This is a genomic window from Paenibacillus sp. J31P316 (assembly GCF_056269105.1).
The window spans coordinates 860,080-873,610 of the sequence record NZ_JBWDNI010000002.1; the positions used below are offsets into that span (position 1 = coordinate 860,080).

General features: G+C 54.0%; 14 protein-coding genes. 3 read left to right on the plus strand and 11 right to left on the minus strand.

What is annotated here, in order from left to right:
• Positions 1 to 88 precede the first annotated feature (88 nt).
• The gene (locus AC0YNU_RS09280) at positions 89 to 1,279 is read left to right on the plus strand and encodes a nucleoside recognition domain-containing protein (RefSeq protein WP_475755505.1); all 1,191 of its coding nucleotides are present in this window, start codon (positions 89 to 91) and stop codon (positions 1,277 to 1,279) included.
• A 2-nt stretch (positions 1,280 to 1,281) separates the two neighbouring features.
• Here the strand turns inward: AC0YNU_RS09280 and coaD are convergent, their stop codons facing one another.
• From coaD to AC0YNU_RS09335, 11 genes are all read right to left on the minus strand, one after another.
• The gene (coaD, locus tag AC0YNU_RS09285; RefSeq protein WP_475755507.1) at positions 1,282 to 1,797 is read right to left on the minus strand and encodes a pantetheine-phosphate adenylyltransferase; all 516 of its coding nucleotides are present in this window, start codon (positions 1,795 to 1,797) and stop codon (positions 1,282 to 1,284) included.
• A 2-nt stretch (positions 1,798 to 1,799) separates the two neighbouring features.
• Positions 1,800 to 2,381, minus strand: coding sequence for a 16S rRNA (guanine(966)-N(2))-methyltransferase RsmD (rsmD, locus tag AC0YNU_RS09290; RefSeq protein WP_475755509.1), 582 nt, complete (start codon positions 2,379 to 2,381; stop codon positions 1,800 to 1,802).
• A 191-nt stretch (positions 2,382 to 2,572) separates the two neighbouring features.
• The gene (locus tag AC0YNU_RS09295) at positions 2,573 to 3,544 is read right to left on the minus strand and encodes an ABC transporter ATP-binding protein (protein ID WP_475755511.1); all 972 of its coding nucleotides are present in this window, start codon (positions 3,542 to 3,544) and stop codon (positions 2,573 to 2,575) included.
• A complete protein-coding gene (locus AC0YNU_RS09300; protein ID WP_475755513.1) occupies positions 3,541 to 4,542 on the minus strand; it encodes an ABC transporter ATP-binding protein in 1,002 nt (333 codons plus the stop codon). Before AC0YNU_RS09300 ends, AC0YNU_RS09295 begins: the two co-directional genes overlap by 4 nt.
• 20 nt (positions 4,543 to 4,562) lie before the next feature.
• Positions 4,563 to 5,480, minus strand: a complete 918-nt coding sequence (locus AC0YNU_RS09305) for an ABC transporter permease (RefSeq protein ID WP_475755515.1) — start codon at positions 5,478 to 5,480, stop codon at positions 4,563 to 4,565.
• Positions 5,477 to 6,412, minus strand: coding sequence for an ABC transporter permease (locus tag AC0YNU_RS09310; RefSeq protein WP_475755517.1), 936 nt, complete (start codon positions 6,410 to 6,412; stop codon positions 5,477 to 5,479). Before AC0YNU_RS09310 ends, AC0YNU_RS09305 begins: the two co-directional genes overlap by 4 nt.
• Positions 6,413 to 6,495: 83 nt before the next feature.
• Positions 6,496 to 8,118, minus strand: a complete 1,623-nt coding sequence (locus AC0YNU_RS09315) for a peptide ABC transporter substrate-binding protein (protein WP_475755519.1) — start codon at positions 8,116 to 8,118, stop codon at positions 6,496 to 6,498.
• Between the two features lie 270 nt (positions 8,119 to 8,388).
• Positions 8,389 to 9,591 (minus strand): peptidylprolyl isomerase, encoded by a 1,203-nt coding sequence (locus tag AC0YNU_RS09320; protein ID WP_475755521.1) that lies wholly within the window; start codon positions 9,589 to 9,591, stop codon positions 8,389 to 8,391.
• A gap of 117 nt (positions 9,592 to 9,708) precedes the next feature.
• Positions 9,709 to 10,398, minus strand: a complete 690-nt coding sequence (locus AC0YNU_RS09325; RefSeq protein WP_475755523.1) for an LrgB family protein — start codon at positions 10,396 to 10,398, stop codon at positions 9,709 to 9,711.
• On the minus strand, positions 10,388 to 10,747 hold the full coding sequence (locus tag AC0YNU_RS09330; RefSeq protein WP_475755525.1) for a CidA/LrgA family protein: 360 nt from the start codon (positions 10,745 to 10,747) through the stop codon (positions 10,388 to 10,390). Before AC0YNU_RS09330 ends, AC0YNU_RS09325 begins: the two co-directional genes overlap by 11 nt.
• Positions 10,748 to 10,751: 4 nt before the next feature.
• Complete coding sequence (locus AC0YNU_RS09335; protein WP_475755527.1) at positions 10,752 to 11,708, minus strand: D-2-hydroxyacid dehydrogenase; 957 nt, start codon at positions 11,706 to 11,708, stop codon at positions 10,752 to 10,754.
• A gap of 466 nt (positions 11,709 to 12,174) precedes the next feature.
• Here AC0YNU_RS09335 and AC0YNU_RS09340 point away from each other — a divergent pair, with 466 nt between their 5' ends.
• Both AC0YNU_RS09340 and AC0YNU_RS09345 read left to right on the plus strand, forming a co-directional pair.
• Complete coding sequence (locus AC0YNU_RS09340) at positions 12,175 to 12,465, plus strand: hypothetical protein (RefSeq protein WP_475755529.1); 291 nt, start codon at positions 12,175 to 12,177, stop codon at positions 12,463 to 12,465.
• Between the two features lie 139 nt (positions 12,466 to 12,604).
• Positions 12,605 to 13,522, plus strand: coding sequence for a hypothetical protein (locus tag AC0YNU_RS09345; RefSeq protein ID WP_475755531.1), 918 nt, complete (start codon positions 12,605 to 12,607; stop codon positions 13,520 to 13,522).
• Positions 13,523 to 13,531: the final 9 nt, after the last annotated feature.

A 13,531-nucleotide genomic window follows, 5' to 3' on the forward strand; every position in this document is an offset into this window, starting at 1 on the left:
AATGCAGGTCTACTCGCATGAAGACAAGCGTAAACATGTAGTGGCCCCGGTTCGTCCGGGCCCTACCCTACGCCTGGAGTGAAGTGCGATGATAAGGACTATCATGCTCGCCTGCTTATCCATTCTGCTTGTCGCTTCGATTATCGTCAAGCCGGATGCAGCCTTCCAAGCTTCCCTGCAAGGCTTAACCGTGTGGTGGAATATCGTCTTCCCGGGACTGCTTCCTTTCCTGACGCTGCTCGAGCTGATGCTGGCATTCGGGGCTGTGCATGCCCTCGGAACGCTCCTCCACCCGCTGATGCATAAGCTGTTCCGCCTCCCGGGCGAAACCGGCGTTGCCGTGGCAATCGGCTGGACAGGCGGCTTCCCCTGCGGAGCAGAAGCGGCCGCGGCATTACGCAAAAGCAATACCTTGACCCCAAAGCAAGGCAATCGCCTGCTGGCATTGTCCCATCTGCCCAGCCCGCTGTTCATGCTGCTCGTCGTAGGCACTGGGTTCCTGCATCGCCCCGAGCTGGGAGCCGCCATTACGCTCATTGTCTGGCTGTCCGCCCTCTTGCCTGCCCTCGTATCGGCCAGATTCGCGCGGCGCGAGCCGGTTCAACCGGCTCAGGTCGTCGACAGCCGCGCTACGGGCATCTTCCGCCGTGCAGCCAGGGCGATGCGGGAAGCGCGTGAGCGCGACGGGCGTACATTCGGCAAGCTGCTTGGAGACGCCGTTACCGTTGCCGTCTACAAGCTGATGGCGATCGGCGGCTTTATGATTTTCTGCGCCGTGCTCGTCAAACTGCTGGAACCTCTGTTACCGGACACGGTCCCTTCCTTCGTCCTGTCCGGACTGCTCGAAAGCCATATCGGCGCATATGCCGCATCTGCCGGAGCATTCGCGGGCGGCGTGCCGTGGAAGGCCGCGGCGATAGCTGCCGTGCTCAGCTGGGGCGGACTAAGCGCCTTGCTCCAAGCCGGATCGGCGATCGCGGGCACCGGCTTATCCCTGCGCTCGCTGGCTGCGGCCCGCATCCTTCAAAGCGCCGTCGCATTCTTGCTCATGCTCGTATGCTGGAAGCCGATTACATGGTTCATGAACGGCATCACTCCGGCATCGTCCACCTTCGCTTGGCAGCACGAAGAGACTTACACGGCACGGATCGGTGCCATACATGCCGGCGATTTGCTCTCGCTATGGCCTTACGCGCCAGCCCTGCTGCTCGTGTTCTTATGCGGCACAGCCCTGCTTGCAGCCGTGTCGGTTATCACCGCGAAGCTTCGGCTTCAATAGCCTCAATCGCGCTTGTATTTGGCGATCAACGCTTGCTGCACTTCAGGCGGAACCAAGTCCTGCACGTTCCCGTGGAACATGGCAATCTCCTTGACGATGCTGGAGCTTAAGTAGGAATACTTCGGATTCGTCATCATGAAAATCGTCTCGATGTCCTCGTCCAGCTGATGATTCGTGGATGCCATCTGCAGCTCGTATTCGAAGTCGGTGACCGACCGAATGCCGCGGACGATGACATGCGCTTCCTTCGCCCGTATGAAGTTGACGAGCAGATCGCGGAAGCTGTCGATCGACACGTTAGGCAGATCCTGCGTCACCTCGGCAAGCAGCTGTTTGCGTTCATCGACGCTGAACAGCGGCTTCTTGCTCGTATTGTTCAATACCGCCACGATCAGATGGTCAAATTGCTTCGCCGCGCGGCGAATGATATCCAAATGCCCGCAGGTAACGGGATCGAAGCTGCCGGGATAGACCGCGACGCGTTTCCCTGTTCCTGTAGTTGAAGTCGATGCTGCCATAATTAATCCTCCGTTGCTTCTTCCTCTTGCTCCGCTTCAAAGCGGTAGACGGTCACCGCGGTATCGCCGTACTCCGAACGCTTGATCTGCCGGTACCGCGCGAAAGCTTCCGGATACCGGTGATACGCATCATGCTCGACGACGATCGTCGCGCCTTCCTCGAGCAGACCGCGTTCCATAAGCTGTGTCATCAATTCATCCATGTCCGTCATGCGATAAGGCGGATCCAGAAACACCAGCGCAAACTTGAGGCTTCGTTTCGCCAATGCCTTGACCGCTCTAACCGCTTCCGTTCGATAAATCTCGGCATCGTCCGCCATTCCGGCAGCCTGCACGTTCTGCTTAATGACCTCGATGCTGGCGCCTTCGAGATCGATGAACACCGCTTTGTCCATCCCCCTGCTCAGCGCTTCGATGCCAAGTCCGCCCGTTCCGGCGAATAGATCGAGCACCAGCCCTCCCTCGAAATAAGGACCGATCATGCTGAAAATCGCTTCTTTCACTTTATCGGTCGTCGGACGGGTCTTCGTGCCCGGCACCGCTTTTAATGAACGGCCCTTGGCCGTGCCTGCAATCACTCTCACTGCCTCTCTGCTGCCCCTTTCGCTTCGACCATGTAGCACATGGTCAATATCGTAACACAATTCGCCCGTCAAATTAAAGATGCGGTTGTTTCGCTGCGCCCGAAAGGGTCGTTCGAGACTGGAATGGACCGGTAGTGAACCGCGCAAAAAAAGCGCTCCGCCGCCAGGACGGAACGCTTTTCTTCTATTAATTACGCATAATGGCAGGCTGCCCAGTGACTCGGCTCCACTTCTCGGAAAGCCGGCACTTCCGCTGCGCACTTCTCCGTCGCGAACGGACAGCGCGTGCGGAACGGACAACCGCTAGGCGGATTGATCGGACTTGGCAGATCGCCGGACAAGACGATTTTCTCTTTGGCGTCCACGACGTCGAGATCCGGAACCGGAATCGCCGACATCAACGCTTTCGTATACGGATGCTTCGGATTGGAATAGAGCTCTTCGCTTTCGGCAAGCTCCACCATTTTACCCAAATACATAACCGCAACGCGGTCCGAGATATGCTTAACCATCGCCAAATCATGCGCGATGAACAAATACGTCAGGCCAAAATCACGCTGCAAATCCTGCAGCAGGTTGACGACTTGCGCTTGAATCGATACGTCGAGCGCGGAGATCGGCTCATCGCAGACGATGAACTTCGGATTGACCGCGAGTGCACGCGCGATCCCGATCCGTTGACGCTGACCGCCGGAAAACTCATGCGGATAGCGGGAAGCATGCTCCGAACGAAGACCTACGCGATCGAGCAGGCGCTCTACCTGCAGCTTGCGGTCCTTGCTTCCGTTTGCCAATCCATGAATATCGAGCGGCTCGGCAATCAGATTCTCGACCGTCCAGCGCGGATTCAGCGATGCATAGGGATCTTGGAAGACCATTTGCATTTCGCGGCGCAGCGCCTTCAGTTTCGAGCCTTTCGCCTTCATAATGTTCGTGCCTTGGAAATTCACGGCTCCTGCCGTCGGCTCATACAGGCGAAGAATCGTACGTCCCGCCGTAGACTTCCCGCAGCCGGACTCGCCGACCATGCCGAGCGTCTCGCCTTGGCGAATGCCGAAGCTGATGTCGTTGACGGCTTTCAGCGTTTGATTGCCGCCGACCTGGAAATATTTCTTGAGGTGATCGACTTCGATCAACACATCGTTGTTGTTTTTGCTAATCATGCGCTAGCACCCTCCTTCTTGCAGGCCGGGTCGTGGAGCCAGCATCTAGCTGCTTGCGTCTCGCTGATCGTATAATCCACGGGATCGTTGTCCACGCATACGCGCATCGCTTCGTCGCAGCGTGCGCAGAAGGCACAACCCTTCGGCGGAGCGGACATATCCGGCGGCGTGCCGACGATCGGAATAAGCGGCTCGCTCTTGCTGTGATCCAGCCGCGGCAAGGAACGCAGCAAGCCACGGGTATATGGATGCTGCGGGTTTTTGAAAATTTCGCGTTTCGTACCGGTTTCCACCACTTTACCGGCGTACATAACGACGACGCGGTCGCACATCTCGGCTACGATACCGAGATCATGCGTGATCAGAATGATGGACGTGCCCGTTTTCTCTTGCAGTTCTTTCATCAGCTGCATGATTTGCGCCTGAATCGTAACGTCGAGCGCTGTCGTCGGCTCATCCGCGATAAGCAGTGCCGGGTTACATGCCAGCGCGATCGCGATCATGACCCGTTGGCGCATGCCGCCGGAGAATTGATGCGGATATTGCTTGACGCGGTCCTTCGCGTTCGGGATGCCGACAAGCGTCAGCAGCTCCGCCGCGCGGTCCGTTGCCTTCGATTTCGTCAGGTTCTGATGCTTGATCAGCACCTCGGAGATTTGGCGGCCGACCGTCAGCGTCGGGTTAAGCGACGTCATCGGATCTTGGAAAATCATGCCGATCTCGTGACCGCGGATGGCTTCCATTTCCTTCTCGGACTTCGAAAGCAAATCCTGGCCCATGAATTCGATGGAGCCTTGCTTATATTCGCCCGGAGGGGTAGGAATCAAGCGAAGAATCGACTGCGCGGTAACGCTCTTGCCGCTGCCGGATTCGCCGACGATTGCTACGGATTCACCGCGCTTCACTTCGAGGTTAACGCCGCGAACAGCCTGTACTTCTCCACCGCGCACATGAAACGAGATATGCAAATCGTTGATGCGTAAAATCGGATCGTTCATAGAGCTCACTCCCAGCGCTGTTATTTTTTCATTTTCGGATCGAATGCGTCCTGCAGACCGTCACCGAAAATATTAAAGGCAAGCATCGTGATACTGAGCAGCGAGGCCGGAATAAACATCATCCACGGATAGATCGTCCACGAAGACAATGCTTCGCCGATCAACGTACCGAGGGAGGATGCCGGCGACTGCACGCCAAGACCCAAGAAGCTGAGGAACGCTTCGGCGAAGATCGCCGACGGTACCGACAAGGTTACCGTTACGATAATCGGTCCGAGCGTATTCGGAATAAGATGCTTAAACAAAATGCGGGAGTTGCTTGCGCCCATCGACTGAGCGGCCAACACGTACTCCTGGTTTTTCAATTGAAGAATCTGCCCCCGTACGATCCACGACATCGTAATCCAACCGGTGATCGACAAGGCGATAATGATGGTCGTCAGTGACGAGCCCATAACGACGCTCAACAGAATAACGACAAGCAGATGCGGAATCGCGTACAGCATCTCGGCGATTTTGTTCATGGCGCCGCCCAGGCGTTTGCCCGCATAGCCCATGATACCGCCGTAAATAATGCCGATGATTAAATCGAACAATGCGGCTGCGAGACCGACCGTCAAGGAAATGCGGACGCCAAGCCATGTTCGAGTAAATAAATCACGGCCCAAGTTATCTGTTCCGAACCAGTGCTTGGCCGAAGGCGCCGCGTACGTATTGTCCAAATTGTTGGTATATGACGTATAAGGCGATAACATCGGGCAAACGATGGAAAGCACGGCAATGACAATCAAAATATACAAACCGGTCATAGCCCAGCGGTTGCTGCGAAGCTGTGCCCAAGTAATTTGCCAAGTTGATCGGCTCTCGGTTGCGATAACCTCGGCCTCTTGATGCTTGTGTTCCAAACGTTCAAACGGAGACGGAGCAGTTTGACTCATGATTTAACTACACCTCCGCTCAATTTGATACGCGGATCAACGAAAATGTACAAGACATCCGTAACGAATCGCGCTGCCATCAGAATGACGGCGTAGAAAATCGTAATGCCCATGATAAGCGTGTAATCTCGGTTCGTGACGCTCTCGACGAAATAAGCACCCAATCCTGGAAGTCCGAAAATTTGTTCCACGACAACGGAACCGGTAATAATGTTCGCCGTCATCGGCCCCAAATAGGTAACGACCGGTAAAATACCGTTACGCAAACCGTGCTGCCACAGAATCGCTCTCGGCGTCAAGCCTTTTGCTTTTGCGGTACGAATATAATCGGAAGTCAATACTTCCAACATGGTAGAACGGGTAAGACGTGCGATAAATGCAATGGGAAGCGTAGACAGTGCAATCGTCGGGAGCACGTAGTCCATCGGGCTTTCCAGTCCTGCAACGTGAAAAATAGGAAATTTAACGGCCAAAAAATATTGGATCATCGATCCAATAACAAAGTTAGGTACCGATATGCCAATAACCGCTAGGAACATGGCCCCATTATCAATAAACTTGCGATGCCGAAGCGCAGCCATCATGCCCAGGTAAATCCCGATGATGACGGATACAACTACTGCCATCGCCCCTACTTTTGCCGACGTGCCGAACGAGCTCGTGATGATGCTGGTTACGGTGCGGTCCGAGCTTTTCATCGAAATACCCAAGTCGAACTGAAACAATTTCTTCATGTAAACCAAATATTGTTCGCCAATCGGTTTATCCAAACCGTAATGCGCCATAATTTGAGCTTTAATTTCCGGTGGAATAGCCTTCTCTTGGGTGAAAGGGTCCCCAGGGACTGCTTTCATTAAGAAGAAGGTTGCGGTGGCTAGAATTAGAAGGGAAAACACGATGTTGATAAGTTTACCACCCAAGTACCGAACCATCCTAAGCACTCTCCAATCATAGAGAAGGGATATATATGGGTGTGCCACATATATCCCGATGTCCCCTGTATTCTTACTGCATATTATTTTTCAATCGTGATGTGCGAGTAATCGATGTTGCCGCTGTAATCAACGACGTAGTTTTTCACGTACGGTTTGATCAGCTGCGTCGACGAGTAGTAGTAAAGCGGCATGATCGCGTTGTTGTCGCCGATCAGGATTTTCTCTGCTTTAGCCATTGCGTCTACGCGTTTTTGTTGATCGTTCGTGCTGTAAGCTTCTTTAACCAGCGCGTCGTACTCTGGGTTTTTGAAGCCGATATCGTTGTTGCCGCCTTTGGACGTGAACATGTCGATGAACGTCATCGGATCATTGTAGTCGGCGCCCCAGCCTGCGCGGGCAACATCGTAGTTCAAGCTTTGACGGTTCTTCAGGAAGACTTTCCATTCTTGAAGCTCCAGCTTCGCGTCGATGCCGAGGTTTTCTTTCCACATGTTCGCGATTGCTTCCGCAACCGTTTTGTGGAGACCTTCGTTGAAGGAGAGCGAGAACTCAGGCATCTTGGTCATGCCTTCTTCGGCAAGGCCTTCGGCAAGCAATTTCTTCGCTTCCGTTACGTCCTCTTTGAAGTAGTCGTCTTTCACTTCGTCGCGGTAATCGCCGTTCACGCCGTGGATACCCGTCGATACGAAACCGAATGCAGGAACTTGTCCGGCTTTCGTTACTTTGTCCACGATGTCTTGACGGTTGATCGCCATCGAAAGCGCCTTGCGGACTTTCGCGTTGTCAAACGGCTTCTTCGTGTTGTTGAAGTTGTAGTAGTACGTGCTTGCAATCCCTTTAATGGAAAGCTCCGTGCTCTTGTCTGCTTTATACTTGTCCAACTGCGCCGGCGGGATGCTGCCCGTAGGAGCGCCTGCCCAGTCAAGTTGGCCGGTTTTGTACATGTTGAACTCGGTGTTCGGATCTTTGATCATCAGGAATTTAACGTCAGTCAATTTGATTGCGTCTTTATCCCAGTAGTTTTCGTTCGGAACGAGCTCGATGGAATCGCCGTGTTTCCACGATTTCATCTTGAACGGACCGTTACCGGTGTAGTCTTTCGCTTCAGCGAATTGCGTATCCTTCAGAACCGGGTAAGCCGTGAAGAAGGCCGCGATGTTCAGGAAGTAAGGCGTTGGGTTTTCAAGTTGAACTTCCAACGTTTTGTCATCGATCGCTTTTACGCCGACTTGGCTAGGATCCGAGATATGATCCGGGTTGTCCGCTTCGATGTTATAGTTTTGAGCATTTTTAATGTAATAGAGCTGGTAAGCGTAAGGCGCCGGAGGATTCAGTTTCGGATCCAACGTGCGTTTCCAAGAATACTCGAAATCTCCTGCTTTGACTGGCTGGCCATTCGACCATTTGGCATTGTCGCGCAGATGGAACGTGTACGTTTTGCCATCTTCCGAAATGTCCCATTTCTCTGCAACCCCTGGAACGATGTTACCTTTGTCGTCCATGCGAGTCAGACCTTCGAACAGGCCGTTAAGTACCGTGAAGGATACTTGGTCTTGCGCCTGTGCAACGTCTAGACTAGGCGGTTCGGATGTAAGGTTCATCCGGAACGTTTGATCATCGCCCGATCCGCTCTTCCCGCAGGCAGATAATACCCCCGTGAGGACCAACATGAGTGAAGCCATTAACAGCATTTTCTTTTTCATTCTTCAGAGCCCGCCTCCTTGTTGCAAATGTATAAATTTTTAAACCTGTAGCCAATCATACAACGACTTTTACAATTTGTAAAACATATTTTGCACACTTGTAAAGATTTTCTATCCCCTTATGTTATATTAGCTTACATTTATGTAACTGAGGGACGTCATCAAGCCTTTGCCTTCTTAATTACCTTATTCAGTATATCCACGAAACAAAAAAACACCGCCGTCCAATTTATGGACAACGGTGTTTCGTTTACTCGTATAACTCGTCTCTTATTGACCGGTTGCAGCGTTGTTGGCTGCACCCGTATTTGTCGGAGCCGGGTCGGCAGCAGGCTCGCCTGCAGCGGCATCATCCGCAAGGGAGTTCGTGATTTTCGCTTTCGACTTCAGATCTTCCAGCCATGCGGTCGATAGATCGGAAACTTTGGTTTGCACCAGTTGATCTTTGATTTCGTCTTTCTTCTCGGCCAGCGTAGCTTGCTTCGCTGCTTGGTGGTCGGTCAATTTGATGATGTGGTAGCCGAATGAGGATTTGACCGGCGCCGTCGTCGTTTCGCCGACTTTAAGGGCCAATGTCGCTTTCTCGAATTCAGGATCCATGGCGCCTTTGCCAAAGAAGCCGAGATCGCCGCCATTGTCTTTGCTGCCCGTATCCGTGGATTTCTCTTTCGCCAACGTCGCGAAGTCCGCTCCGTCTTTGAGCTGTTTCAGAATCGCGTCCGCTTCCTCTTTGGTTGCGACGAGAATATGCGATGCTTTCCATTGCTCAGGCGTATCGTATTGCGCTTTGTTCGTATTGTAATAATCTTCAACGTCCTTGTCCGTGACTTTCGCCTGCGGCTCAAGGATTTTGCGGATTTGCAGCTGCATCGGCGTTTGTGCTTTCAGATCGTCAAGCGTCATGCCGCTTTGCGTAAGCGCATTGTCGAAGTCCGCTTCCGTTGGGAACTGCTTCTTGATTCTTGCGATTTCAGCGTCGACATCGGCATCGGTGACAACGATCTTCGCTTTATCGGCTTCTTGCTTGATCAGTTCTTCTTGGATCAGGTTGTCCATCGTTTGGGCGCCGCCCAGCTTCACCATTTGGTCATACAGCTGTTCTTTGGTGATGGAAACGCCGTTAACGGAACCGATCGCCGTCTTGTCCGAACCGCCGCCGAACGGAGGCTTGATCAGTACGACAATCAGAATAAGCGCCAAGCCAAGCGAAATGTACATCCATGCTTTACCGCCACTTCGAACTGGCTGAGCAGCCGGAGCAACACCAGCAGGTGCAAGCGTTTCTTGGTTCCGCTCACGCTCTTCTTCTTCAATGGCTTGCTCGGAAGCATCCGTATCTTCGAATTCACGATCGATGTCTTCACGGTCTTGCTCAAGCGCCCGGTTCGTTTCTTCTGTATCGGCACCCGCTTGGTCGTCTTGCGTGAGCGATTGCTCGTTGTCAGGCTTCAAATCTTTCTCTTTCTCGTTCAACTTGAAATCTCCCTTCCGGCTTTGGCAGTCATCTTTACTCTTCTGTGTCACTATATCAGATATAGTTTCGCCAAACCTTAAGAAAAGATAAAAGATGAAAAATAAAATAATTTGTCGTTATAACAGCCACGCATGGACGGGAAGCAGCAAAATCGGAGTGAAAACGGCGCTCGCCGCCATCGAAAACCCGCTTAACCCGCCCTGCTCCTCCGAATCCGACATCAGCCGCGCCGACCCTATGCCGTGCGCCGCAGCGCCGATCGCAATCGAAGACGCGGCAATGTCCGTTACGCCGCAAATACGCAGCAGCCATGGCCCCGTTACGCTTCCGAACAGGCCGGTCAAAACGGTCAACGCCGCCGTCAAGCCGGGAGATCCGCCAAGCCAGCCGGACAAGTCGACGGCTACGGCTGCGGTTACCGATTTCGGCAATGCCGAACGAAGGAACTCGCTCGTACCGCCAAAAAACAGTACGCATGCAGCGTTGACAAGCAGACCCGAGGTGCTTCCGACAAGCGCCCCCAGGAGCAAGGAAGGAAGCATGCGCCTTAGGCGCATGGCATGTTTGTACAACGGTACGGCCATTGCGACCGTTGCGGGACCTAGAAAGAAAGAAACCATATCCCCGCCGATCTGATACGTCTCAAACGAGATCGAGCTTAGCCGAAGGCAGAGATAGACAAGCAGCGGCGCGCTGATGAGCGGATGCAGCCAAGAGAGTTTACGATAGATCAGCATGCCGGCCGCATAAGCGGCCAGCGTCAGCGTCGTTCCGAGAAGCGGGTCCGCAAGCAGACTATCCTTCATTGGCCGTTCTCTCCTTCCGCTTGTGAAGCAGCCAGCGGGTCGCGAGTCCCGTCGTCAGCATGATGATCGCCGTTCCCAAGGTGAGACTGGCAGCCGCAGCAAGCCAAGAATCGCCGAGCGCAGGCAGAAACCCGGCAGCTCCCGCAAGCAGGGGAATGAAAAACAGCATCATATGCTTCGTTAGAAATGCGGCGCTTGCCTCCACCCACTCCAGCTTGACGATGCGCAGGAACAAGGCAGCCGTCAGCAGAAGCAGCCCCAATACATGTGACGGAAGCGGCACGCCGGCCATGCTGTGCAGCAGGAAGCCCGCACCGTCGAAACCCATGATGATGCAAAACCCGCGCATCGGCTCAATTCACCTGATTGACGGCATCGCCTTGCAAGAAGGCTCGCAGGTTACCGGCGGCAATTCCCATCAACCGTCCTCTGGCTTCGACCGTCGCCCAGCCGATGTGCGGCGTAATCATGCAATTCGCCGCCGACAACAACGGATTATCCGCAGAAGGCGGCTCGATGCCCAAGACGTCCAAGCCTGCGGCAGCGATCGTCCCCGCTTGCAGCGCGTCGGCCAAATCCTGCTCGACGACATGACCGCCGCGGGCGGTATTGATCAGCATGGCATCCTTCTTCATCATCCCAAGCGTATGTACATTAATGAGGCCTTGCGTATCCGGCGTCAACGGACAATGCAGGGACACGGCATCCGCTTCCCGGAATAGCTCTTCCATCGTAACGAATCGCACCGCTTCCAGCCCAGGAATCGTCTTCACCGTTCTCGAATGGACGATGACCCGCATGCCAAATGCCAATGCGATGCGGGCAACTTGCTGACCAATGCTGCCGAATCCTACTAGGCCAAGCGTCTGGCCGGACAGCTCGCGCAGCGGATGCAGCGAGAACGTAAAATCCGGACCTGCCGCCCAGCGGCCGCCGCGCGCGGCTTCACTATGCGCGCTGACCTGCGAAGCTTGCGCCAACAGAAACGCGAATACGAGCTGCGCAACGGAGGCGTTACTGTAATTAGGCACGTTCGTCACGACGATATCCCGCTTCGCCGCGGCTTCGATGTCGACGATATTATAGCCGGTTGCCAGAACGCCGATATATCGGAGCTCCGGAAGCTCGGCGATCGTCGCTGCCGTGAGCGGCGTCTTGTTCGTCAATACGATTTCGGCGCTGCGCGCGCGGCTAACGATGTACTCTTGGGGAGTCCGGTCATATACCGTCAGTTCCCCCAGCTTTCCGACTTCATCCCAGCTCATGTCGCCGGGGTTCAACGTGTACCCATCCAAAACTACGATTTTCATGCTGTCATTCTGCTCCTCTCGCTCCCAGGTATGGATTCCCAATAAGTCGATCATACACCAAGGCCGCGGCGATCGTAACAAATTCGGAAGAAATTTGCTCCCGAGGTATAGAACACCGCAATGTGGGCATTCTTAAGATATCGGCGTCGCGAGATGCCGTAGACAACCGCGGAGAAGACTTACGTTTCCCCATAAGCTCTTCGTCCGGTTTCTCCTCTCCCATGAAAGGGGCCCATCGAAAGATGGGCCCCGGATTTTTTTGTACCCCTATTTATTAGAGACCAAACGGAATATATCCGATCACACCAAAACAACCTTCATTTCGGAGGTTGTTTTTTTATCGGCGATTTTCAGCGTACGGGCCATTCATGCGATCGGGATTACGCCGCCCAAGAAGATTACATCTTAATCAGCGGGGTAATAAAGGTGGACGAACCACGATTATTGACCGTCCGGGAGGTGCGCCATGAAGATTTTGCCTTACTTCATACGAGTGTTATCCATTCTTGAGGCACTCGCTTTTTTGTTGATGCTGCCGGTCGCTTTCGCCTTTAACGATACTGGCGAACCGACAGTGACGATCCTCGCGATTTACGGCGGGTATGCGCTGATCGGCGTCAGCGTCTTCGTTGCGAATGAGATCATGATTCGGAGGCAGGCGTTCAAGCGACGTTCATTCCGGATCGGGTACAATCTCTTCTGGGCTTGCGCCGGACTGGCGGCAGCAGGCGCGTGGACGATGATTGCAAATTCCTGAACGATTTGCTTCAGATGCCCGGGGCCAATAGGCTCCGGGCTCTTTATTTGTCACGCATAGCCCATCCCCGTTCCGCTAAGCCTAATCGTAGGCCGAAGCTCTAAGTTTGGTCAGAAGCCAAAACGGAGGTTATAAAGTCATGCAGCGAAAATGGACCATGCTCGCGGCTGGTACGCTACTCACGACGATGCTGGCGGGTTGTATGGATAACGCGAACGAACCGGACCATTCGAATGAAATGCAGAGCAAAAACATTACGAGCACGACGAAGAACGGGACCGGCGCGTTATTGAATGTTCGCAGCGATCGCGGTACCTTGCGCAAGCTCGGCAGCAAAGGGCCCAACGTTCACGCGATGAGCAGCGATATCGCCGACCGCATCTCGACGATCGACGGCATGGATCGCGCTTATGTCATGCTGGTCGGGGACAAAGCTTACGTGGCCGTTGTTCGCAAACCCGATCAATCAAACAGAAACAGGAATACAGACAACTTGCTGACAGCTCCGAATAATCAGCGGCCGCAAGCAAACGGGTCGACTTCCGGCTCCGGCAATCGTTCCCCAGGCTCGACGGCCGCCCATCTCGCCAAGACCAAGAATACGTACGGGATGAACGGGCAGCTAGGTACGAGCGGCAACTACGGCATGACCGGCATGTACGGTACCGATGGACCGACCATGTACGGAACCAAGGCATCCAACATCAGGAGCGGCTCGAACAGCTCCGTGCGCGGGATCGACAGTTTGGCGTTGAGTCATCCGTTCGGCATCACCCGGTCATCCAAGAACGTCGGCAAGGCGCTGACGCAATTCTCGAGTCAGATGTTCTCGCCCGCGGACAAGAACGGCACGCATGCCATCCACCCGCTGTCAGTCGCCAGCCCCGTGAAGGGCGATTTGAAAAGTCGAATCGAGCACGAAGTCAAGTCGATGTCTTCCGGGGTCAAAACCGTCTATATTTCGGATGATCCCGCGTTCGCCGACCGCATGAAGGTATATGCCGGTTATATGAAAATCGATCCACGTCTCCATGCTGAATTCAAACGCACTGAATAATTCCCTTCT